Annotated in this window: 25 protein-coding genes; 10 read left to right on the plus strand and 15 right to left on the minus strand. The window is 47.6% G+C overall.

Going from position 1 to position 22,858, the window contains the following annotated elements:
• Positions 1 to 7: 7 nt before the first annotated feature.
• Positions 8 to 826, minus strand: a complete 819-nt coding sequence (hpsJ-B, locus tag J0L70_RS18705; RefSeq protein WP_199329622.1) for a hormogonium polysaccharide biosynthesis protein HpsJ — start codon at positions 824 to 826, stop codon at positions 8 to 10.
• A 327-nt stretch (positions 827 to 1,153) separates the two neighbouring features.
• Between hpsJ-B and J0L70_RS18710 the strand changes: the two genes are divergently transcribed.
• From J0L70_RS18710 to J0L70_RS18720, 3 genes are all read left to right on the plus strand, one after another.
• Positions 1,154 to 1,936 carry an NHL repeat-containing protein gene (locus tag J0L70_RS18710; RefSeq protein ID WP_287455523.1) on the plus strand — a complete coding sequence of 261 codons (783 nt, stop codon included), beginning with the start codon at positions 1,154 to 1,156 and terminating at the stop codon, positions 1,934 to 1,936.
• A 25-nt stretch (positions 1,937 to 1,961) separates the two neighbouring features.
• The gene (locus J0L70_RS18715; RefSeq protein WP_287455524.1) at positions 1,962 to 2,231 is read left to right on the plus strand and encodes a hypothetical protein; all 270 of its coding nucleotides are present in this window, start codon (positions 1,962 to 1,964) and stop codon (positions 2,229 to 2,231) included.
• 68 nt (positions 2,232 to 2,299) lie between these two features.
• Complete coding sequence (locus tag J0L70_RS18720; RefSeq protein WP_287455525.1) at positions 2,300 to 2,560, plus strand: hypothetical protein; 261 nt, start codon at positions 2,300 to 2,302, stop codon at positions 2,558 to 2,560.
• A gap of 25 nt (positions 2,561 to 2,585) precedes the next feature.
• Here the strand turns inward: J0L70_RS18720 and J0L70_RS18725 are convergent, their stop codons facing one another.
• Complete coding sequence (locus tag J0L70_RS18725) at positions 2,586 to 3,455, minus strand: DUF72 domain-containing protein (RefSeq protein WP_287455526.1); 870 nt, start codon at positions 3,453 to 3,455, stop codon at positions 2,586 to 2,588.
• Positions 3,456 to 3,519: 64 nt separating this feature from the next.
• Here J0L70_RS18725 and J0L70_RS18730 point away from each other — a divergent pair, with 64 nt between their 5' ends.
• Both J0L70_RS18730 and J0L70_RS18735 read left to right on the plus strand, forming a co-directional pair.
• Complete coding sequence (locus J0L70_RS18730; protein WP_268184581.1) at positions 3,520 to 4,398, plus strand: M48 family metalloprotease; 879 nt, start codon at positions 3,520 to 3,522, stop codon at positions 4,396 to 4,398.
• A gap of 53 nt (positions 4,399 to 4,451) precedes the next feature.
• Positions 4,452 to 5,030: a rhomboid family intramembrane serine protease gene (locus J0L70_RS18735; RefSeq protein WP_017288104.1), complete on the plus strand. Its 579-nt coding sequence runs from the start codon at positions 4,452 to 4,454 to the stop codon at positions 5,028 to 5,030.
• Positions 5,031 to 5,078: 48 nt separating this feature from the next.
• On the opposite strand, the gene J0L70_RS18740 is transcribed toward J0L70_RS18735, so the two are convergent.
• Together J0L70_RS18740 and J0L70_RS18745 are read right to left on the minus strand one after the other, a co-directional pair.
• Positions 5,079 to 6,599 (minus strand): carotenoid oxygenase family protein, encoded by a 1,521-nt coding sequence (locus J0L70_RS18740; protein WP_287455527.1) that lies wholly within the window; start codon positions 6,597 to 6,599, stop codon positions 5,079 to 5,081.
• A gap of 14 nt (positions 6,600 to 6,613) precedes the next feature.
• The gene (locus tag J0L70_RS18745) at positions 6,614 to 8,050 is read right to left on the minus strand and encodes a folate/biopterin family MFS transporter (protein WP_017288102.1); all 1,437 of its coding nucleotides are present in this window, start codon (positions 8,048 to 8,050) and stop codon (positions 6,614 to 6,616) included.
• A gap of 274 nt (positions 8,051 to 8,324) precedes the next feature.
• On the opposite strand from J0L70_RS18745, the gene J0L70_RS18750 reads away from it, so the two are divergent.
• A complete protein-coding gene (locus tag J0L70_RS18750) occupies positions 8,325 to 8,504 on the plus strand; it encodes a CAB/ELIP/HLIP family chlorophyll-binding protein (protein ID WP_017288101.1) in 180 nt (59 codons plus the stop codon).
• A gap of 92 nt (positions 8,505 to 8,596) precedes the next feature.
• On the opposite strand, the gene aroH is transcribed toward J0L70_RS18750, so the two are convergent.
• Together aroH and sppA are read right to left on the minus strand one after the other, a co-directional pair.
• Entirely contained in the window at positions 8,597 to 9,007 is a 411-nt protein-coding gene (gene aroH / locus J0L70_RS18755) for a chorismate mutase (RefSeq protein WP_287455528.1), read from the minus strand.
• A 78-nt stretch (positions 9,008 to 9,085) separates the two neighbouring features.
• On the minus strand, positions 9,086 to 9,925 hold the full coding sequence (gene sppA / locus J0L70_RS18760; protein ID WP_017288099.1) for a signal peptide peptidase SppA: 840 nt from the start codon (positions 9,923 to 9,925) through the stop codon (positions 9,086 to 9,088).
• Positions 9,926 to 10,044: 119 nt separating this feature from the next.
• Here sppA and J0L70_RS18765 point away from each other — a divergent pair, with 119 nt between their 5' ends.
• Positions 10,045 to 11,109 (plus strand): DMT family transporter, encoded by a 1,065-nt coding sequence (locus J0L70_RS18765; RefSeq protein ID WP_017288098.1) that lies wholly within the window; start codon positions 10,045 to 10,047, stop codon positions 11,107 to 11,109.
• Positions 11,110 to 11,163: 54 nt separating this feature from the next.
• Entirely contained in the window at positions 11,164 to 12,132 is a 969-nt protein-coding gene (locus J0L70_RS18770) for a HEAT repeat domain-containing protein (RefSeq protein ID WP_287455529.1), read from the plus strand.
• 183 nt (positions 12,133 to 12,315) lie between these two features.
• On the opposite strand, the gene J0L70_RS18775 is transcribed toward J0L70_RS18770, so the two are convergent.
• Positions 12,316 to 12,834, minus strand: coding sequence for a VOC family protein (locus tag J0L70_RS18775; protein WP_026148622.1), 519 nt, complete (start codon positions 12,832 to 12,834; stop codon positions 12,316 to 12,318).
• Positions 12,835 to 13,017: 183 nt separating this feature from the next.
• Between J0L70_RS18775 and J0L70_RS18780 the strand changes: the two genes are divergently transcribed.
• The gene (locus J0L70_RS18780) at positions 13,018 to 13,710 is read left to right on the plus strand and encodes an RNA polymerase sigma factor (RefSeq protein WP_017288090.1); all 693 of its coding nucleotides are present in this window, start codon (positions 13,018 to 13,020) and stop codon (positions 13,708 to 13,710) included.
• On the plus strand, positions 13,710 to 14,750 hold the full coding sequence (locus J0L70_RS18785; protein ID WP_287455530.1) for a tetratricopeptide repeat protein: 1,041 nt from the start codon (positions 13,710 to 13,712) through the stop codon (positions 14,748 to 14,750). The genes J0L70_RS18780 and J0L70_RS18785 overlap by 1 nt, the downstream gene beginning before the upstream one ends.
• 6 nt (positions 14,751 to 14,756) lie before the next feature.
• On the opposite strand, the gene J0L70_RS18790 is transcribed toward J0L70_RS18785, so the two are convergent.
• The 8 genes from J0L70_RS18790 to nblR all read right to left on the minus strand — a co-directional run bounded on the left by J0L70_RS18790 (position 14,757) and on the right by nblR (position 22,827).
• Positions 14,757 to 15,776 (minus strand): pentapeptide repeat-containing protein, encoded by a 1,020-nt coding sequence (locus J0L70_RS18790; protein WP_017288088.1) that lies wholly within the window; start codon positions 15,774 to 15,776, stop codon positions 14,757 to 14,759.
• A gap of 250 nt (positions 15,777 to 16,026) precedes the next feature.
• A complete protein-coding gene (locus J0L70_RS18795) occupies positions 16,027 to 17,469 on the minus strand; it encodes a polysaccharide biosynthesis/export family protein (protein ID WP_017288087.1) in 1,443 nt (480 codons plus the stop codon).
• 16 nt (positions 17,470 to 17,485) lie between these two features.
• Positions 17,486 to 18,568: a glycosyltransferase family 4 protein gene (locus J0L70_RS18800; RefSeq protein ID WP_017288086.1), complete on the minus strand. Its 1,083-nt coding sequence runs from the start codon at positions 18,566 to 18,568 to the stop codon at positions 17,486 to 17,488.
• Positions 18,546 to 19,691 (minus strand): glycosyltransferase, encoded by a 1,146-nt coding sequence (locus tag J0L70_RS18805; protein WP_017288085.1) that lies wholly within the window; start codon positions 19,689 to 19,691, stop codon positions 18,546 to 18,548. Before J0L70_RS18805 ends, J0L70_RS18800 begins: the two co-directional genes overlap by 23 nt.
• Before the next feature lie 91 nt (positions 19,692 to 19,782).
• Positions 19,783 to 20,913, minus strand: coding sequence for a glycosyltransferase (locus J0L70_RS18810; RefSeq protein WP_287455531.1), 1,131 nt, complete (start codon positions 20,911 to 20,913; stop codon positions 19,783 to 19,785).
• 17 nt (positions 20,914 to 20,930) lie between these two features.
• Positions 20,931 to 21,128 carry a DUF2949 domain-containing protein gene (locus J0L70_RS18815; protein ID WP_017288083.1) on the minus strand — a complete coding sequence of 66 codons (198 nt, stop codon included), beginning with the start codon at positions 21,126 to 21,128 and terminating at the stop codon, positions 20,931 to 20,933.
• A gap of 500 nt (positions 21,129 to 21,628) precedes the next feature.
• Complete coding sequence (locus J0L70_RS18820; protein ID WP_017288082.1) at positions 21,629 to 22,141, minus strand: DUF192 domain-containing protein; 513 nt, start codon at positions 22,139 to 22,141, stop codon at positions 21,629 to 21,631.
• Positions 22,138 to 22,827 (minus strand): response regulator transcription factor NblR, encoded by a 690-nt coding sequence (nblR, locus tag J0L70_RS18825; RefSeq protein ID WP_017288081.1) that lies wholly within the window; start codon positions 22,825 to 22,827, stop codon positions 22,138 to 22,140. Before nblR ends, J0L70_RS18820 begins: the two co-directional genes overlap by 4 nt.
• Positions 22,828 to 22,858 lie beyond the last annotated feature (31 nt).

A 22,858-nucleotide genomic window follows, 5' to 3' on the forward strand; every position in this document is an offset into this window, starting at 1 on the left:
CAGATTTTTATCGCATTACAGGCTTGCGCTTCCCACCAATCACACCCAACTCGCGTAATCCTGACCACCCGATCACGAAGTACGCCAGCGAGAGCAGTAAGCTGCTAATCCCGACCCGAATTCCAGTTTTCCAGAATTCGTTTCTCGCTTGATTCTCGGCTTGAGTGCGCCGTTCGCGAATTGAAGTCAATTGTGTGTTGCGGAATTCTTTTGCACGATCGGCAACCGAATTGGGATTCGCTTTTAGCGCTTGCAGTTCTTTCTGCGCTCGTTGGGCTTGAGTGAGTTGATCTCCTTTTAATTGACCACTGGCGATCGCTGCATCAATTTGTTTGAGTTGATCATCCAATTGTTTGCTCTGATTCGGGTCACGCAGCGCAGCAGTAATCTGATCTTGACGCTGTTGAACTTGGGTATTGAGTTGATTTTCTGCGTCTTTTGCTTCTCGATCGATGCGCTCTAGCGCCTGATCCGAAACCTGACGGGTATTGTTTAAGTGCAGCGGGAAAGCAATGAGGAACACCAACCCGAGGAGCAAAGACAGCAGCATCGCCCAGAACCGGAACGACATCGCAGGTTTAACGCGCTCTCCAAGATTGAAAGAACCGCTTTCTAGGAATGCACCGGCGAAGAGGAAGGCAAAACCGACGAGTGGAATGATTCCACGATCGACGATTTGTGTGACAACGTTCGCGAACCAGGCTTTATCAGAGAAATTCGGCGGAATTAGAACCGAAATATAGTCCACCATCGACGACACGATCATAATGATGCCGACGAGTCGGAGGACGAAGGGGGCGGTGGGAAGTGAATTCGTTGCTTTCATCGGGCTTTCTAGAAATTTAACGGTTGTCTACGGATTGCAAATTACTCAAACCTCATCGGGTTAGATCTGCGCGATTTCTTTCTTCAATGTAAAGTGACTTTGGAAACTTGGTTATTTTACATGAGTTATATGGCGATTCAAGCGCAGGAATACCGAGGATGTCTACGTCAGGTCAATGAATCAAATTCTAAATAGAAGTTGAGGTTTGCACCGCATGTAGAGGGTAACATTGCTACGCTTAGAAATCACAAGCTTTTTTGACCTCAGCCAACGAGCGGAGTTCCTGCTGCTTGAATTCTTATCAACTTTTCTAAACTTTCTGAGATGATGGCAACTCTCTCCGTGATTTCTCAAAAGCTAAATATCTATACCCCTCAGAATATTACGGTGAGGCAAGGGGATTTGATTGTGCCGTTGTTAGATGGGCAACTGTTGAGAGTGACACCCCAGGGAGAAAGTTCGGCGATCGCGAATTTTATGAAGGATGAGTCAGGTGTCCCGTTTGGGATGACCGCTCAAGGCAATGATGTGATTGCGACGGTATCAGGTTTTCTGCCTCAGCATTATTTAATGCGGGTGAAACCCGATGGCAAAGTAGAGACGATCGCGGATTTGTCTCGTCAGAGTGGTTCTTATGGTGCGCCGTTTGGGGTGACGGTGTTTCGAGATGAGTATTGGGTCACAGTCTCGACGGATGTGGTCGAATCGACAAGTGAGTTGGTGCGAGTGAGCCAAAAAGGGGAAATTCGGACGATCGCGAATTTGACTGAGTTTAAGAATCCATTTGGGCTAGTCGTGCAAGGGGACTCCGTGGTTGTGGCGCAGTCGAGTGGACATTTGGTGCGAGTGAGTGAGAAAGGAGACGTGAAAGCGATCGTCGATTTGCAAGAGGCTGGATTTGGATTGCCCTTTAATGTCGCGATTTGGCGCGATCAAATTGTGGCGACGACGAATGCAGGGTTAGTCGTCGCAGTCGATCAAGCGGGAAAAGTTTCGACGATCGCGGATGTGAAAACAGCAAAATATCAAATTCCGTCGGGCATCGTAGTGTTTGAGAAGGATTTGATTGTCACGACGAACGGAGGATTCTTGTTGAGAATTTCAGTCTAGTGGGATCGTTAGAACTAGGAGAAATATGACAGACCCCTCTGAAATCGAATCAGGCATTGAAATAGAATCTGAACAAGCTCCAACGCTGTCAACTGGTTCAGTACGGAAACAACTGAGAATTTGGATTGCTGCCTCGATTTGGTTTGCTACGGTAATCGGCTACAAATCGCAGTTCCCAACATTAAATCCATTTATTGATATTTTGGTGATTGCTTTCACCAGTTCAATTCTTGCCATTTTTGTAGGCGCTTCCGTTGGTGATATTCTTAAGCAAGTTCTTCAAAATTGGTACTAATTTGACCAAACGAATTGAGCCAAACTTAAAAGCGAGATAATACAGAAATGTAGATCACAAGTGTCCTCATGCTTCAAACATTTAAGGCTGTTTTAAAGGGCAATTCGATCGAGTGGCTTGATGAAGCTCCTGAATTGGGAGAGCAATCGATTCCAGCGCATATTACTGTCTTAGAAGAAACTACAGGCTTAGATGCTGCTACTCGTGGTCAAAAAATGGCTGAAGTGTTGGAGAGATTATCAGCAAATCGCGCTTTTTCAGGGATTGATCCTATCGCATGGCAGCATGAAATTCGTGAAGACTGCTCCATCCCAGGACGAGACGAATAATGCTCCTCGACAGCTACGAAATAAATTAAAACAAGGACATCTGTGAGGGCGGTTGTTCTATCAAATCCCAGGGAAGAGGCGGAACATTCACGTCTTGCTGCTCTAGTAATCTTTGGAATTGGCGGGCGTTTTGGGGTGAATGTTCTTCAACAGGGCAATGAACAAAAAAGTAAATTTCTGTGCCTTGTTGTAGCCAGCGATCGACAATTTTTACCCATTCTTCCAAATACTGCTGATTCAAAGTTGGATGGCTGATATATCGAATCAAAGTAAACGGTGCAGTCACATCCGGCTGCAATGGAACCTTCGGCTTTTTGCGTTCGCTCTCTAACTGTGGATCATCTTCGCATTCATAGATTGGACGTGTATCTAGCAACACTCGCCCAATCTTTAACTCTTGCAATAGCTCGTTCAAGCGGCTGCGATGCGGCTCTTGAAACCATTGGGCATGTCGAACTTCTAACGCCAAATCTGCACCCTTCCAACCTCGAAGAAACGTTTCTAAATCTGCAAAATTCGCAGGGCTATAGCTTGGAGGTAATTGAGCAAACAAGACCCCTAAGCGATCGTCGAGCCGCTGCATGAGTTCCAAAACCTGCAAGGCTCCTGAGATCGATGAGGCAAGCTTTCCAGAATGAGTCAATGTTTTCGGCAACTTTGGGCAGAACTTAAAGCCGGGCGGCGTTTCCGACTTCCAGCGATCGACTGTAGCGCGATCGGGAATGGAATAAAACGTCGTATTACCCTCAACACAAGTGAAGCGACGACTGTAGAGATTTAGAAAATCAGAAGCTCTACTTTTTGGCGGAAACAGATCGCCCACCCATTGTTTATATGCCCAAATTGCACAACCAATCCGAAATATCGTTCTGTCGGAGAAAGAGGATTCAATCATCAGATAGAGTCAAATCACAACGTAAATTTAGACAATCAGACTGCCCCTTCAAAATTTGATCAACATGCTAGGTATCAATCAAGTTAAAACAGCAGGACTATTAGGACTTTTAAGCGGAATCCTAGTTTTAGCAGGTTACTATCTTGTCGGAAATGAGCAAGGTCTTATTTTAGGACTAATCTTTGCAGCTTTCACGAGCTTTGGGTCATGGTATTACTCTGATCGAGTTGCGCTTGCATCCTATGCTGCTCAGCCACTCGAACGTGAACAAGCCCCCGAACTCTTTGACATGGTGAAACGACTCAGCGATCGAGCGGAAATTCCCATGCCCAAAATCTTTTTCGTTCCCACCAAATCCCCCAATGCCTTCGCAACCGGACGCGATCCAGAACATGCTTCTGTAGCAGTGACAGAAGGAATTGTTGATCTGCTGTCTCCAGAAGAATTAGAAACCGTTCTCGCTCACGAATTAACTCACGTGAAGAATCGCGATACGCTGACGCAAGCGGTTGCAGGTACGATCGCAGGTGCCATCACTTTTCTCGGTCGCATCTTAACCTTCGGCGCTCTATATGGGCCAGTTTACGGAAATAATCGCCGGGGCAACAATCCTTTAGGCATCTTATTTCTGATTGTTCTTGCCCCCCTTTCCGCTTCATTGATTCAACTCGCAATTTCTCGAACTCGTGAGTTTGCGGCAGATCAAGGTTCTGCTGAACTCACTGCCAACCCGTTAGCTCTTGCCAGTGCGCTAGAGAAATTGGAGACCGTTGGGCATCAAATCCCTATGAATGGAAATCCGGCAATGTCACCGCTCTTAATTGTGAATCCGCTATCAACCCAAGGGTTACAGTCTCTCTTCCGCACTCACCCGGCAACCGAAGAACGAATTCGTCGCTTAATGGAACTCGCGGCTCAACGCTCATCGGCGATCGCGGCTTAATTTCGTTGAGAACTCTGTGCTAGAACAGAAACATCTCAACACAAAAAACCGCTATGACGCGACGCGACTATAACGATCCCAACGGAATCGGTGATGAAATCAAAGCTCATATTGCAATCCTTGGCACGATCGTTGCCGCAATGTGGCTGCTGGAATTTGTCGATATTGCTTTAGGCGGTCGATTAAATTACCTGGGCATCTATCCTCGTAGCACGATTGGGCTGCGAGGTATTTTATTAGCCCCATTTCTACACCTGAACTTTCAGCATCTCATTAGTAACACCATTCCCTTCGTTGTCATGGGCTGGTTTGTGATGCTGCGCGGCATTCCTGAATTTTTCAAAGTCAGTGTGATCGTCGCTTTAGCAAGCGGAATCGGAACCTGGTTATTTGGTTCAGCAGGATTACATATTGGGGCGAGTGGTGTCGTCTTTGGCTATTTCGGCTTTCTACTCTCACGAGCTTATTTTGAACGGAGTAGTTTGTCGATCGCGCTATCTCTCGCTGTCGGTTTGCTCTACGGCGGTTTGATTTGGGGAGTGCTGCCGGGTCGCTTCGGTATCTCCTGGGAAGGGCACCTTTTCGGCTTCTTGGGCGGGATTTACGCAGCAAGAGAACTTTCACGACGCTGATGCAAAAGAGCGATCGAACTTAGTTCGATCGCTCTTCTGCGTTGCAATCTATTCAAAGTAATGCGGCGTAAACGAGCCGTGCAGCCCGTAAGGAATATGATGCTTCAAATGGAGCTTTGCAACAACACTCAAATCCTTTGCATCAACAATCACCACATCTGAGCGATCGCGTTTCACATCAAAGACTACTGCTATTAACCATCCGTCATCTTCTGCACCTTGCACTTCGGTGTAAAGCCCAGATTCTGAAGCTTTTCCACGCGGCACAAAGACAGGTTCGCTAACGTAGCCATCGGGTGCGAAACTACAAATCTGACGTGTTCCAGTTTCGACATCGACTTTGAGAATCGCTTGATGGGGAGCATTCCCGCTTTCAGCATGAGCCGCAGCGAGATAAACATAGCGATGCTGTCGTCCAGCAAGTGCAGGATGAATAAAAGGAAATTCACAGCAGCGAGGTTCGAGCAGTTGTCGATCGACTGTTCCCGACTCTAAATTCATGCGGAATCGCCACAATTGACCCGGTGCAAGCGCATCGAAATCAGTTTCGCGATAGTCCGAACCCGGTTCAACCGATGGCAAGCTCTCATAGCAAATCGAATCAAGCACAATTCCACCATCTTGTTCAAACGCATTCGCATGGTGAAACACGAAACCCGATGGCGTTTCCAGGATTTGAGGTTTTGCTTTGAGGGCTGGATCGCGGGGAATAATCAGAACTTTTGTAGGTTGATCCGGGCGGAACTTGATACATTCACCTGCCGATCGCAATCCTGCTAAAAACGGCAAAGGATTGAATGCAACTGGATTTTGGAAAAAGATGCAATAGTTCGGTGTGATAGCAAAGTCATGAATAAAAGCAAATCCCGGAACTGGATGCTCATGATGCCGAACAATTTTGCCATCGAGATCCAATTCGTAAATGCTAATGGTGAAGGATAATCCAGCCTTGATCGAGAAGTTGACTAAGCAAGGGTTGCCCTGATCAAATTGACTCGATGGATCAATCCAAGGATGTGCCGCAAACGGTGCGCCTGTCGAGAGTTCGCCATCGAAATACTCTAACCCGATCGTCTCTAAAGTTTTCGGATCAAGACGATGCGGCTCTGCGGCTTCCCAAAGGGCAAGTAATTTACCGCCCCAGTAAAGCACTTGTGTGTTAGCAATATTCTTAATGCGAGTATCAAAAGCATTCGCGAGCCAGCCGCCAGATTTTTGAGTGCCGAATACGCCTCGATAAAGAATTTTGCCAGCTTTTTGTTCTGCTAAGTAGCCTTCAGTTTTAACAAATCGATTGCGGTAATGAGCACGACCGTTGTGAAATGCGATCGCGCTAATCATGCCATCGCCATCAAACGGATGTTGAATCCGTTCTCCATTGATATCAAGCAATCCAGGCCCATTTCTAAACAACGTTCCGTTTAGCTCAGTCGGGATTTCGCCTTCAATCTCTTCAATCCAATAACTATGTTCTTCTTTCAGCGATCGATATCCGCGTTGCCATTCTTCTGTGTTGTAAGAACGGGTCGGAACCGTCGCTGCATGTTCAAAAAGCTGAAATCCTTGCATTATCCAATCAATTCCTAAACACTATCTTTCTGGACTTCAACGACTTCACTGCTACCGACCGAAACCAAAGCTTGTCCAACTGGCTCAGCAAGTTTGATCGGCTCAGAAGTCGTCGCATCTGCCCCAGGCAGCCAACCGAGTAAAGGTAAGGGTAACAACGTGCTCAAATTCGTAATCAAGACCAAAATCCATAGATTATCGAAGTTTGTCTCGGTCACACCAAACCAGTGAGTCAGTAACGCTCCAAACTCGTATGAGACTAATCCAGACAAGTTAACAACCGACATTAGCAACGCGAATAAGGTCGCTTCCACTCCCGGCGGGCAGAGTCTTGCTGCAAGCACGAGCACAGGCATGAAAGCAATCTGTCCCATCACCGTCAGAATCAAACTATCGCCCAAGCTAAACCAGCGATCGTCAATTCCCAATGCTCGATTGGTATGCGTCACGAGCAGGATCATCGACAATCCTAAAACGGCTGAAATGACGGTAGACCAGCCAAAAATGACTCGAAATGGCACCCCTTTGAGAAATCGTTGAAACACCCAAATTCCAACGATCGAGGCAATACTCGTGACAAGTCGAACTCGCCCTAAAAACTCCGGCTCAAATCCCAATTCATTCGTTGAGAAGTAAAAGAACGAAGATTCAGCCGTTGGAGTCGCTTGCCACAAGAATAAAAATGCAGTTGGCAGCCAAATCGATTTCTGCGTAATCGCCTGCTTCAATTGCTTCAATTGATCGCCCACAACTGACCAATCAGGCTTCGAGGTAACTGGAGATTCTGCAATCAACCAAGCCACAGATGAAGCAATCAGCGGAAATGTGGCGGTGATTAAGAAAATCGTTCGAGTATCAAACTGCTGAAGCAATGCCCCGCTGAAGTAGGCAGTCATCAAACCACCCAATGCAGAAGCTCCCCAGCTTAGGGACTGCAACGAACCCGCACCACTTACAGATTCGCCTCTAGCTCGTTCGACAACCAGGGAATCGACAATGACATCTGCGATCGCGGTAGACAAAGATCCCAATGAAATTGCCAACGTTGCTGCCCAAGCAGAATGCACAACCGTTGCCAAGAGAATCCAAGCTGTGGTTCCAATGAGTCCAGACAGAATCAGATAAGGACGACGACGATATCCAAAGATCGGTAAGCCATCCGAGATAAACCCAAATAGAGGTTTGATCATCCAGGGCAGCGCTACAATACCCAGCAGTGCTGAGACTTCAGCCGGATTGAGATGTAGCTCGTCTTTGAGAAAGAAACTCACAGCCAATCGAGCTAATCCGAGAATCCCTTGGACAAAATAGACCAGCAGAATCGCGATTAACTCAGCAGATGGCTCGTGCCCAAAGAAGAGTTTCTCGGTCACGGATGCCTTGAGTTTGGATAAACCAGAGTCAGAAACAATCATTGACGTTTCTTTACAAATATCAATGTCTTTAATCATATCGCTAGATCCAGAAGCCGGGTATTATCCGACCTGCGGAAAGTTGCGATTTACTGATTTACGAGTCTTTCTCCTCAGGCTGCATTCTCTCCGTATGGAAAAGAGAATCTGCGCTGTTCTAGCAATTCTTGTTTTAGCAATTCTAAAGTCTCTACGCCTGTAAATTTCTCTAAGGCAACTTTTATGTATCGCACTTAACCATATTCGTAATACTTTGACACTTTTTGTAATATTAGTTAATATATTTACAGCTAATGCGTTCAGAGTACTTACCATGCAAGACACACAAAAGATTACAGCACCTGCTGTAGAGGATCGTAACGCTTGGAAATTTGGCTTCACTCCGCAAGCTGAACTATGGAATGGTCGATTAGCAATGATCGGCTTTGTGGCTGCTTTGATCACTGAATATTTAACAGGTAGCGGCGTATTGCGCTTCCTGGGTCTGATGTAATCGTATCGTTATCTTTCTTTTAAATTCTGGTCAACCTTGAAAGCTAGTCTGTTGGGCATCTTTTTGTGAAGATGCCCAGTTTTTTTTGCAACCTAGTTTTGCGTTCCAGCAATTTGAGCAAGTGTCCAATCTGGACGAAGATTTTTTGCTTGTCTCAGATAAGGGTGATGGATTTTCACATTCGGATCAGGTGTATTGAAATGAATCAAAAACCGGATACACCGCTCTAAACTTCCTTCCACATACATTTGCTGCACGTCGATCAGCGGAACATTTGCCCAATGCGCACGTTCTCTAGCGATCGCAGCCGGAAAAATCGCATCCAGATCTTTCGTCACCGTAAACGTAGCACTGACGATCTCATCAGGGTCTAACGTGTTGTAAGCCTCCAACTCGTCTAATAACTCCGTCACCGCTTCCCGAATTGCCTCGATCGTATTTTCTGAAGCGGTGGTCGCTCCCCGAATTGCTCGTACTCGCCAATGCACGTGGGTATCCTCCATATCTTGCTCGTCTCAATCCACTAGCTTATCAACGAAGGGATATAGATTGAATCCGGATCATTGCTTCATTCTTTACGCTTAAGGGCGGTATAACCACAGAGGCAACCCACAAGTCTCAAGTTCAAATTCCAACCAATCCATTCCGACAACCAACGGCGGCAAGGCTCCAATCAGTCCGTCTAAGCGATCGTTCGACGTGAATCGACTCACAACCGACTTCTTCTCTTCAAAGTTAAATGTCTTGGTTTTCTCAGGATCAAGCCCAACCAATTCACAAGCCCAACGACGGGCATCTTCTTCAGTTCCCAAGCGATCGACAACTCCTAAAGCGAGTGCCTGCTGTCCGGTAAAAATCCGCCCATCTGCAAACGTTCTGACCGTCTCCTCTGGGAGGTTTCGTGACTCTGCAACGGTCTGAACGAATTGAGAATAGCTAATATCAATCAGTTCTTGTAGGATTTTTTGCTCAGGCTCAGTCAGTTCTCGATCGAACGACAAAATATCTTTGTACGGACCTGATTTGATCACTTTGAACGAAACGCCAACTTTTTCGAGCAGGCGCTCAATATTATTCCCGCGCAGAATCACGCCAATACTACCTGTAATCGTTCCAGGGTTCGACATAATGTGCTGTGCGCCCATGCCAATGTAAACGCCACCTGAAGCCGAAATATTGCCGTAGCTCGCAACGATCTTTACCTTTTCGCGCAATCGTTTCAGCGCTTCGTAAATTTCCTGAGAATCGCCTACGGTTCCGCCCGGGCTATCAATTCTCAGCAATAGAGCTGGAAATTCTCTTTCCTCAATCACTTTGAGATTTTCAAGCACTCTTTTTCGAGTTGCACCTGCGATCGCGCCTTTCACCTCAATTCGAGCAATCTGTTTTCGTGACCCACGTTTTCTAAAGAACCGAACCATAAATTTCAACCATCACAAGTATGTTTGATTCTAACGAATCCGATCGCCATCGCTATAAAGAATACTTAACGAATCTACATAATTTACTAAGATTAGAGTAGCCTCATTCCTAATTGCCCATGTCACTCAAATCTCGATCGCCTTTCCTGCTCATCGCACCTTTTTTCCTATGGGGAACTGCAATGGTCGCGATGAAAGGAGTCATTCCCAATACCACGCCTTTTTTTATGGCAGGGGTGCGTTTACTCCCTGCGGGAATTTTGGTTTTATTGGCAGCAATTTGGATGAAGCGATCGCAACCACAAGGGTGGGCAGCATGGCTTTGGATTAGTTTCTTCGCCCTAGTCGATGGCGCACTGTTTCAGGGTTTTTTGGCGCAAGGATTAGTGAGAACTGGGGCAGGACTGGGATCAGTGATGATTGATTCTCAGCCTTTAGCAGTTGCGCTGATGGCGTTATGGCTCTTTGGGGAAAAGATTGGAGTGTGGGGCTGGCTGGGGTTAGCAATAGGCGTTTGCGGCATCAGTCTGCTCGGCTTGCCTGAAGAATTCATTCTTTCAGCAGGATCACGTTTAGGAGAAGCTTTTGTCGATATCGGCTCATTTGCTGACTTGCTCGCTGGCTTATTCGATAACGGGCAATGGCTCATGTTACTCGCTGCTTTATCGATGGCGGTGGGAACGATTCTTTCTCGCTATGTTTGCCAATATGCAGATCCGATTTCAGCCACAGGCTGGCACATGATTTTAGGCGGATTGCCCCTGTTTGGATTGTCGAGCCAGTTAGAAACTGATCAGTGGACAAATTTAAGTGCAGCCAATTGGGTGTCGTTGTCTTATTCCACAATTTTTGGCAGTGCAATTGCGTACGGTTTATTTTTCTATTTTGCTGCGAGTGGGAGCTTGACTAGTTTAAGTTCTCTGACATTTTTGACACCCGTATTCGCTTTGCTGTTTGGCAACCTTTTCTTAGCTGAAGTCCTCAGTCCGATTCAGTGGATTGGCGTTGCTCTAACCCTTATCAGTATTTACTTAATCAATCAACGCGATGTCTTGAGTGGATCAATTTCTGAGTCGATCGAAGAAGTTCAGGGTAACATAGCCGAGAATAGGCAAATGCTACCGCAAGCCGACTCGAATCTCAGTGAAATTACAACCATCTCGGACTCTAACCTCGATCGCTAAATCGATTCGGGCATTCTAGGAGTCGAATGGCGATTTGCAGTTTTGGATTTGTTTATGATCCCACGCCCCAGTCTCCTGATTGTCACTTGTGCAGCTTGTCTCAGTGTGTCGGCGCGTTCGGTCGAGGCAAGTCAAGCTCAAAATTTAGCCTCACCCGTTTTGGCAAAAACAGGTCAGCCAGCAAACCCACCGCTTTGGGCTTCTCCAATTGTGCTAGGAGGCGCTGGAGCAGTCGCGATCGTGGGAGTTGCAGTTGTTATCGCCTTAAAGCGTATGGGACAAACAACGCCTGACATCCTAGAGCCGATTACGCCTGATTTAAACCCTGCCTCCCCATCCTTACCAGCCTCCCCATCCTTGCCATTGAGTGTTCCAACGTTGAACGGCTCAACTCTCAAGTCAGAGCTAGCAAACTCTCGCCCAACCTCTCAAAATGGCAATGGTCGATCGCAGACAACTCTCCAATCTGAGATTGCTGAGCCGCTAACTCAGGTTGTCAATTCTCCAAAGCCTACGGAGCTAGAATCTCAGCCCAAGCTTGAGGAAACGACGCGACTTGCGAAAGTCAATATCGTCGATGAACTGATTCAAGATCTGCGATCGCCTGATCCAGTTAAGCGCCGCAAAGTGATTTGGGAGTTGGGACAAAGAGGCGACACTCGTGCCGTTCAGCCGCTCGTCGATTTGCTGATTGATTCGGATTCTAAACAGCGAAGTTTAATTCTCTCAACTCTGTCAGAGATTGGGACTCGCACCCTCAAACCAATGACCCGCGCTTTAGCAGTGTCATTGCAAGATGAAAATGCAGAAGTGCGAAAAAATGCCATTCGAGATTTGACCCGCGTGTATGACATGGTTTCGCAAATCAGCAATCTCTTGCACAAAGCCACTGAGGATTCAGACAAAGATGTGCAAGAAACAGCAAAATGGGCATTAGGACAACTGAATCGCATTCGTCAAGTTCCTACCGACAATCTACCTGCCTTGAAAAATTCAGTCAGTCCTCCTGAAAGTTTGCCATAGGCATGAATGGGATTTGAGCAATCTTCGATACAGATTTCTCGCCTAGATCCCGTCAAAATTACGATTGTGTCCTAGAGTCAAATCACCATAACTTCGGCTCCCTTGCGGGAGCTATTCTTTTTTAAAGAGCAAAACGAGGAGCCAGACTTTTCTAACTCCTCGTTGTAAAACTCAAATTCAGGCTTAGTTCACAACTTCTGCAAACTCAACCACTTGTCCGGTGAAGTCTTTTGCTAGAAAATTCAAAGGCTTTTCACGACGGATTTTGTGCTTGATGCCGCGAGTTTGAATGCGGAGAAGGATCTGATCGAGACAATCTCGATCGAAACAAACATGCCGTTGTCGGTCTTTCTCGCCCAAGGTTGCACCAGAAATCACATGCAGTTGAGTATTTTTCTTAAGCTGATACCACAGTCCATCGTTGCCGTTACCACGCGCCGTCGTACTTCCCATCGAACCAGTAAGATACATTGGGTTCACGCCTGCCGTTCCCAATGACTGTTCGTAATTATAGTAATAATGCAGGGGAATCTCAGCCACTGCTAGCTTCAACATCCCTTCGTAAAAATCGCGGGCGCTCTCAATATCTGAAACCATCACAGTATGAACCTTGGGAGCGCTCGTCAGGAAAAGCCACATTGCTACAGCGTATGCGCCGAGCAACATCACCATGATGCCTTGAGTTGAGAATAAACTATCCATAGATTAAAAAGACTAACGCAACGGGCTGAGTTACAGAATCAGTCCACTTATTCTATCAATACGATTCTGAAACCATCCGCAAGCTTTAGAAAATCACAATTTTTTTGGGCGATCGACCTCTAAAAAAACGTGCCATTTTCGATTCAGCCTGTATATAGTTATTAATCCGACCTTGACATTCTTATGAAAGCTGTAGCGGTTCCAACTTTTCCAGAAGCAAATCATCCAATCGTTAAAGCATTGTTTCATCACAGCGATCAGGAATTGCTGACCTTGTTTCAGCGCTATCCTGACTCTGGGCAATTCTTTACAGCGCTGTTTTGTCGCTACAGTCCCATGGTTTATGCCTTAATTCAGCGCTCCGCCCGCTCGCCTGTGCAAGCTGAGTATCTCTTGGCATTGATTTGGCGACATGTCTTTCACGAATTGGCAGGCGTTGATTTGCGAGTGTTTAGCCAAAGTGGCTCAACCTTTCAAACTTGGCTTTTAGCTGTGACGGCATCGGGGATGAACGAAGCAGAATTGCCGCCTGTTGAGGAAATTCATTATGACATTCGACGGGTTTCTCCGCCATTTTGGTGTTATCTCGATCGTGCTTTAGAACAGTTGCCACCTTTGACACGTTTGACGATCGTCATGGCTCAAACCTTTCACTGGGGAGAAACTCGAATTGCTGCGTATTTGCAAGCCGAGGGTGAACAAATTGATGCGGAGCAAGTCAAAGCACATTTGCAGGCAGGCTACAAAGCTTTAGAGAAACTTTTGCCGGATGACATTAGAACGATCTATCTGGGTGGGAATGCTTTAGATCAAGAATCGGTTTCCGAATTGGAGGCTGATTTCGATCCAAGCCTAGAAGAAATTGAATTTTTCTAATGTTGAAACTCGTCCCCTCGATCGCGCTCAGCCTCTTGGTCAGTAGCGCTCTGGCTGCTCCTAGCTTCGCGTCTTCACTCAATCACCAGTTGCGTGTTCAGTACAATAACGGCACGCAAGGCAGTACGCGACAAACCGCCGATCGCATCGTGGAATCTGGAATTCAAGCGCAACGAAGCGGTTTACTCGATCAAGCGATCGCGGATTGGAATCGCGCTCTTGACCTCTATCAACAAATTGGCGAAATCCCAGCGCAGGGGCGGGTCTATGATTTGCTCGGCATGACCTATATCCAACTCAATCAATTGAACAATGCTGAGAATGCCTTCCGCCGCAGTTTGGGTGCAGCCCGCGATGAAGGCAATACGATTCGGCAAATCTACGGCTATAACAATGTCGGACAAGTGATTCTGCAACGTGGGCAAACCGTTGAAGCCGCGAATTCTTTTGCAGAAGGTGTGAGAATCGCTCGCCAAGCGAAACATGATGCAGGACTGGGATTATCGCTGAGCAATTTGGGATTAGCAACTTATGCCCAAGGGCGATATCAAGCCGCGATCGCATTTCTCGAAGAAGCCCGCAAGTTCCGAGATCAGGCAAAAGATCCCATTGGTGCAGCGAATACTTTGAATAACTTAGGCGATGCCTATCGGGCGGTTGGATCTTTTGCGCTCGCTTATGCAGCCCACGATCGCGCGATGACGCTCGCACAGACAGGAAGCGACCAAGCGGCTCAATTTCGAGCGTTTGATGGCATGATGCTCGCAAATCGAGGCATGGGTCAAGAGAATCGCTTCACCGAGATGCTGAATCAGCGTTTAGCAATGGCAAATCGGAGTAACGACGCTTGGCAAATGCTGAACTCTTTGAAAATGGTGGCGCAGCATCAACAGCAGCAGGGCAAACTCACTGCGGCTGAGGGCTATTATCAGCAAGCTTATTCGGTGGCTCAGAGATTGAATGCAGCCCGGGAACAGACCTTTTTGAGAGAACAACTCGGGTTTTTGCGATCGCGCAAATTCCGTTGGCAAGCGCGATAAGACACATCAGGAAGTCTTAACCCCGTGGACTTTTCCATTCGGCATAATTGCGCCCTGAAGATTTGCTCCCGTGAGTTTCACCATGACTCGATCTTCAAAGCCAACTTTCGCACCCTCTAAATTCGCGCCCCGCAGGTCTGCCCCACTTAAATCCGCGCCGATTAGATTCGCCTCCCGCAGATCTGCCCCACACAAATTTGCTTCCAGCAAATTCGCACGGAACAAATTCGCTTTCTCTAATTTCGCACCTTCCAAGTTTGCCTTGTGCATAAACGCATCACTGAGATCGGCACGCGTTAAATTCGCACGACTCAAGTTATAGCCAGACAAATCTTTCTCTTTTAAGTTCTGTCCGCTCAAATCTTTCCCCGTCATATCTGTCATGTGGGGACGTGCGGGCGTTTTGGGAGGCTGGTGATATTCAGCGCGATAGTGGGATTGACGATAATAGTTTTGATCATTCGTCGATTTATGCGGATTCGCATCAGCCGATTTTGCCTGTTCAGAGCGATTGGCATCCGAAGTCTGATGATAATTTGGACGGGGATAAGGCTGATAGGTTTGGTAATTTGGGCGTGAATTCGCGGTGTGCTTTTCCGAATGTCCGTTATTTGAGTGCCCGCTATTTGAGTGCCCGTTATTTGAGTGCCCGCTAGTCGAATGCCCATTGGTCGAATGCCCATTGGTTTGCCGTCCACTGGAGGTCTGCCCACTGTGGTAGCCCGTCGAAGATTGGGTCGGAGGACGGTAATAGTAGGACTGATAATAAGTTTGCTGCGCAGGCTTAGGTTGAGCCGCTGCAGGTTTTGGAGTTGCGCCGTTTTTATGGTGCGATCGCAAGGTATCTCGTGCCTGATTCAATTCCTTGATTTTCGCTTCGGCTTTTTGCACTAAGCGGGGATTATCCTTGGGGATACGGTCAGGATGCCAAATAAACACTAAGTCCTTATAAGCTTGGGTCACCTCTTCCATCGATGCCCCAGGCTCTAATCCTAATAGTTGATAGCAGCGTTCTAGCTCACCCATCTACTTCACCATCCCGCTTCGACCGATAGCCAACTGTGATTACTCACTCACTCATTCTCCAATGAAGAATGAAGTAGAAAGCTTGCTTTGATTCAGTGTAAACGGTTCTTCGGTCGCCTGTCTCGGAATAAAGAGTGATTTAATCTCGTTAACCCATTGATTAAATTTATAAATAGCCGGGAAAAAGAGAAACAAGGCTCAGACCTTATATGCAGAGCCTTGTTTCCCCAGCTTGAGATGGAACCGAAACCTAACGGAAAATCCCAAAGATACCAAGTGCCGGCCCTAAGAAACTGCCAATTCCTTCAGCGACACTTTGAAGTCCAGTCTTACCGACCACGATCGTATCTCCGGCTTGCAGAGGAGGATTCTTTGCTTGATCAATGCCGCGGGAGAAATCGATATCGACCCGACGACGATCAACTGCTCCATTCGGCTGAAGGCGAATAAATTCAACCGAACTCTTACGCGCTCCCCGAGCAAAGCCACCTGCCGCAAGAAGGGCTTGGTTCATCGTCGTGTAAGGTGGAACCTGAACTGCACCAGGTTTTTCTACTTGCCCGACCACATTGACCGTGATCAGTTCAGGCGAGATGACCCCACGACCCATAATCGCGGCATCTTCTGGAGTAATCGAAGCAGTTGCCAGAGGCACAATGACGCGATCGCCTTCTTGCAAGATGATGTCCTGCTTGCCGTCGCCCTCTCTCAACAAGCTCATCAAATTCACTTTGATGGTTTGTTCGGCTCCGTTGGCAACCGTCCGCCGCACTTCAATATCGCGAATGTTGGCTCGCTGAGTGATACCGCCTGCTTGTTGCAGTGCTCGGGTAACAGTGGGTGCTCTCAGGCGCTGTGCTGCTGTGGTGGCTCCAGGAGCAGGGGTTGTCGCACCTGTATCGGAGACCGCGATTGTTTCACCGCGCACGGTTTGAGGTCCAGGACGATTCACTTCCCCGGCAACAATAATGCTGATTGGTCGATCGAAGCTTGCGCCTAAACTAGAGTTTGCCAGTTCACTCGATTGATCAAAATTTAGCGCGGCCGCTGCAGGCACATAGACACTGTCCCCGTCGCGCAACTGCACGTCTTGACCTAAATCACCACCTCTCAAGAGTTTGGCTAAATCAACCTTGAAGGTCTGTGTTCCACCGCCACCGGGGCGACGACGCACGATCTCGACTTGCTTGAGATCTGCTGACTGCTTGATTCCACCTGCCATCTGCACCATGCGGCTCAGGGTGGGAATACCAACATCCCCCAGCGTCGTAGTGTAGGTTCCTGGGCGTGCCACTTCGCCGGATACTGCCACCTGAATGGGACGAGCAGTCAACAAGCTGACGGTAATCACGGGACGAGTCAGATATTCGCTGTAGCGTCGTGCCAGCGTATCAGATGCCTGCCGCATCGTTAATCCTTGCACCACGACTCCACCTGCTAGCGGCAAGTTGATCGAGCCATCCGACATGACTTGATATTCGCCGCTATATTCTGGGACACCGAAGATATCGATCTTCACTCTGTCACCGGAGCCAAGTAAGTACCCTTCATCTACTCGAACCGGAGCCGGACTCGCAGCCGCTGGGGCAGGTCGAGTGGGCGCAGTCTGGGCGATTGCAGGAGTCGCGATCGCGGTCAATCCGAGTAGTGTTGCCATCATCAGCGGGTTAGGCTGAGCCTTTTTCCAATCCATAGATCTGATAAATCTCCTAAGCACAAACAGTCCGAGTCAGTTCTGCGATCGCACTTTGATACACCCCAAGCGTTTCCTGATGAACACGTTCCACCCGTAACCAATCTAAATTGGTTTGGGCACGCTGCTTCCAATCTTCTAATTCATCTCGCCGAGTCAACAGCCCGGAAAGTGTCTTAGAAAGAACGGTGATGTCTTTGGGTGGGATGAGTTTTCCGGCGCTTCCACCGTCGAGGACTTCTGGAATGCCATCGACATTGGAGGCGACGATCGCACATCCAGCTTCCCGTGCCTCAGAGAGCACTAACCCAAAAGGTTCTCGGCGAGAGGCGAGTACAAACACATCCGTTGCAAGCAGATATCGCTGCGGTTCCGCTTGGAAACCCTCAAAGTGAATCCGTTTCCGGTGAGGACTTTTCCTGGCTCGACGCTCGAACGCCGCCCGTTGCGGACCATTTCCTACTAAATATAAGTGGGCGGTTGGATGTTCGTCAGCTATCTGCACAAAGGCTTCAAGTAAGTCTTCAATTCCTTTGCGGTGATAGAGTCCGGCGATAGTTGTGATGGCAGGACGCTCTAACAATAAGGGTTTGACCCGATCCAGGGGGGTCTGTCTCAGACTGCCAATCGTTCCATTCGGCACCACATGGAGTTTCCGTACTGGAATACCCCGATGTTGCATTGATCGCGCAACTGCTTGGCTGACTGCAATGACCCGATCGGCAACTCCCATCAAAACTGCATGAAATTGCCATTCATTGTGGACGGTTGAAACCAAAGCATAATCGGCATTTCCACGCAAAGCTTTCCCTAAAATCACGCCAGTCATCATGTGGGCATGGACAATATTCGGTGAAAATTCTTGCGTAATTTTTCTAAATTTCTTGGTAGCGTTTAATACTTCTATCGGAGAGCGAGAAACTTTTAGCGGGAAATGCTGGATTTGAAATTGCTTCATCAAACATTCATATTCACCGCCCGCCGAAGCGATCGCGACCTCAAAACCTGCTTGAGCTTGAGCACATGCGAGGTCGATTGCAGCATTGACAATCCCGTTTCCAATATTTTGAGCGTGGTTAAGGATGTGAAGAATCCGCATCTAAGCTAGTCTGCAACAGGGTTTCCACAAATGTGAGGTATTGATCGACGATGCGATCGCGCTCAAAGTCTAGAGAGCGCTGTTTGAGAAGCGTCGAATCGATCGACCTATCCAGCGTGTCCAGAATCGCGGTTGCCATTTCTGCCGGATCAGCAATTTTTACTAGCTTACCGTATTTTCCCGCTGCTAGAGTTTCCGCAGGTCCGCTGGGACAGTCTGTTGCCACGATCGGAACACCGCAAGCGAGGGCTTCTGCCACAACATTTCCAAAGCCTTCAAATTTCGAGGACAAAACAAATACAGCTGATGCTGCCATGTAGGCGTAGGGATTTTCCACAAATCCGGGCAAGGCGACGTCTTGTTCGAGTCCGAGTTGCCGAATTCGTTCCTCCAATAGAGCACGCTGTTCGCCTTCACCCAGAATCATCAAGCGTGCGGGACGAGTCACCCGAACTTGAGCAAAAGCTTCGATTAACGTGAAAAAATCTTTTTGGCTGACCAATCGTCCGACTCCCAAAATCACAGGAGGTTCTCCAGGCTGAAACCAAGGGTGATCGATCGGTTCTTGGCTTTTCTGAAATACATCGGGCGTGACCACCGGATTGTAGATGACTTGAATTTGTTCGACTGGAACTTGGGTAAGTTCAGCAACATCCTTTGCAGTTCCTAAAGAAGCAGCGACGATCGCATCGGATTTGGGATAGAGCCAGCGCACCATGCGCGATCGCACTTTGCCAAAGGTTGCACCTTGATGATTTCTAAACTGTTCAGATAAATAAGTCTGGACACACATCACAATTCGAGTCGGAGCCTTACCGCGCGCACATAACGCTGAACTTAAGATATCTAATGCAGAGAATAGAACGGCAGGTTGTTCGATTTGCAGATATCGACGCAGTGCCAAGGTTTTTGTAATCAGAACGGGAAATTTTGCCTTCAAATCAACGATGCGAACTTCGGGCGGAACGAGATCGAGATAGGCTCCTCTAGCTTCTGCCAAAACTAAATCAACTTTCCAGCCTCGCTTAGCGAAACCAATCGCGAGATAAAGCATGGCACGCTCAGCTCCGCCCCCATCCAGAGCCGGTAAAAATATGCTGAGTAAAGGTCTGGGAGTAGACATGCTGTTTTACAGAACGGCGGTTGATAGCATGAAGGAAGTTTTCTGCAAGGTCATCTCTCCATAGTTTGAAATTACAGTGATGCAAAACGAACTACAACCGAGCTTGAAGATGCTGCTGAATTTGAGCGTTCGTTTCTGTCAGGCGGAATTTCTGGCTGGCTTGATGTTGAGCCTTTGCCGCGATTCGAGCAGCTTCAGTCGAGTTTTGGCGACAGTGCTCGATCACACGTGCTAATTCTTTCGCATCGCCTGGAGAAGTAAGCCATCCTGTGGTTCCGGAATCAATCAGTTCTGTGGCTGCTCCTGCTTTGGCTGCGATCGTCGGTATGCCACAAAGCATAGCTTCCACAATCACTCGTCCAAAGGGTTCTGCTGCGATCGAGGTATGCGCGATCACATCACAAGATTTCATTAGTGCCGTCACGTCATTGCGAAACCCGAGAAATTTGACGCGATCGTGCAGTTGAAATTGCTGCACCTGATTTTGTAATTGTTGAACGTAATCTTGTTCGCCAAACAATGCATCACCGACAAAAATTGCGCTCACGCTTTCGTCACAGTACTGCAACGCTTCGAGTAATACATGTTGCCCTTTCCAGGGTGATAAGCGGCTGAAGTGCCCAACGACGAAGCGCCCTTCTAATTCTTCTAATCCAATTGGCGATCGCACATCAGTCTGATAAGGCTCCAGCGCGAATCCGTTGTAAACAACTTCAACTAGATCGGGATTTCCACCTGCTTCGATGAATGCAGTTCGACTCGCTTGAGAATTTGCAATCACCAGCTTGGCGCGATTTGCCATCAGAATTGCCAAGCGTCGATTCGTTTTGCTGAAATGCTCAGGAGAAAGAATATCGTGCAGGTGATACACCAAAGGTCGGTTTGACAAGGCACTCGCGATCGCACCAACAACTAAAGCTTTTTGCGTATTCGCATAGATTGCATCATAGCTACGACCGAGGGTAGCAACACGCATTGCTAAAGGAATTAATTGTCCCAAACCCAGGAAACCTGCGATCGCGCCGCTTGATTTACGTACAGCAATCGACTTTTTCGCTAAAACTTGAACCGGAATCTGCTCTTGCTCAAGCCGTTCTCGGAAGTCACCATCTTCAAACAACCCAACCAAGCAAGAATCTCGATACGCTCTTGCAATATCAAGTAGGCACAGTTCTGCACCTCCAGATTTACCTGTCTGGTCTAAAAATAAGAGTCTTTTCACGCCACAACCTGAGAAACCTACCTTTCGGATGAGTCTAACCAGTTGTAGATTCGGTCGAGCTGTTCGATCGTAACGAGACCATACTGCCAGAGAATCATCGGCAGAGGTCCTGGATTTTGTTCACGGTAGCGCAATGCCAGCGCGATCGAAGAAGTAGATAGCGACAGTTCTTCTTGTAAAAACCGGATGAACTTGGAATGGGTTGCAGTCAACATCAGACAAATACCTCTGGAGTAGACGGGTTTTACACAGGGTCAAGTGAATCTAATTATGGAAAAGCCAAGCTAGCTTGACCTATGAGAGTAGCCAGTGTACGAAGTGGTCAGTACAGTTGAGAAATACTGAACACATCGTTTCCATTAAGTTTGTCAGTCCGAGTATCAAGGCAATTCTGAGTTGGAATCAGCAGATCTTAAGGTTTTCTTACTTTTATTAGATAGAAGCTGCGTAAAAGTTTCGCAGATTCAAGCTAAATAGCGCAAGCTCAAGCTGCCACAAGAACAGGCTTCTAGCGTAAATCAAGATAGCGGAAAGTGTCTCTATCTGAAGTTAGGTTGCCTGCTGTCACGCAGATCGTTATGTTCATTCATTTATAAACAAGGTTTACAACAAATGTTAACGAGATGAGTGTAATGCCACATCCTCGAACCCTTTCGTTTCTTCCAGAAGAGTTAAGAATTAGCCTTAGTAGTTTAAGAGATTGTGACAAGCATTGCTATTTTTTAAGCGATTTAATAAAAATGCGATCGCCCACTTTTAGCCCCAATTCAGCGGCTCGTCCTGCTCGTAGCTCGATCACTTGATCAATATCGATTGTCGGTGATCCATAAGTTGGACAGGGATCAGCTTTACAAGGCGGAACATTTTCAGAGATAAATCGAATTGTGCCATCTCGCACGAACAGCATATCTAAAGGAATGAGCGTATTCTTCATCCAGAATTGGGCGGGGCGAGCTGGCTTGAAGGGAAAAAGCATGCCGCGATCGTCTGCCAAACTGGTGCGATACATCAACCCCATCGCTTGTTCTGCGGGGGTTCGGGCAACTTCGAGTTGAATGGTTTGATCTGCAACTTGAAAAAATGCGGAGAGCGGCAAGACTTGCCCCAGAGGCGCAGCGGGCGAACTGCTGCGCGGCAATTCAGTGGGTGAGGGTTTTGCTTGTGTTGTGGTGGAACAGCTTGCCAGCAACACAAGCAAACTTAACCAGGCAAAAAATCGATTTTTCATGACTCTCGTAAAACGTAGCCGACTCCACGAACGGTTTGAATGAGGCGCTTTTCACCCTCGTCTTCAATCTTGAGCCGCAAATACCGAATGTAGACTTCGATGACATTGGATTCGCCAACAAAGTCATAGCCCCAAACGTTCTCTAAAATTTGCTCACGGGTCAGAACTTCGCGCGGATGCTCCATCAAGTATTTGAGCAATTCATACTCTTTCATTGTTAAGTCGATCGCTCGACCATTTCGCAACGCCTGACGAGTCGCTAAATCTAGAACCAAGTCGCCAAACTTCAGTTGCTCAGTACTCGGAATATCAGGCTTGAGATAAAGTTTCACCAGTTTGAGAAATTCCTCACTCCGGTAAGGCTTGAGAAAATAATCGTCGGCTCCGGCTTCGATACACGCGACGCGATCTTCAACGGCATCGCGTGCCATCAAGAGCAAGACTGGGATTCGAGTACCACTGGTTCGGAGATTGTGACAAAACGAGAGTCCAGAATCGCCATCGAGTAAACGATCGACAACGATCAGCGCGGGATGTTTCTCGATCGCTTGTCTTAATCCCATATGCGCATCATGAGCCACGATCGTTTCATAGCCCGATTCTTGCAAATCCAAACTCACATGATTTGCTAGTGCTGCATCAGTTTCGACAATCAAAACGCACGGAGTCACATCGGCAATACTCATTCCGCAGAGCCTCGCATGGAAATTCAGCCTA

Source organism: Leptolyngbya sp. UWPOB_LEPTO1, assembly GCF_017302695.1.
GTDB classification, from domain to species: Bacteria; Cyanobacteriota; Cyanobacteriia; order Leptolyngbyales; family Leptolyngbyaceae; genus Leptolyngbya; species Leptolyngbya boryana.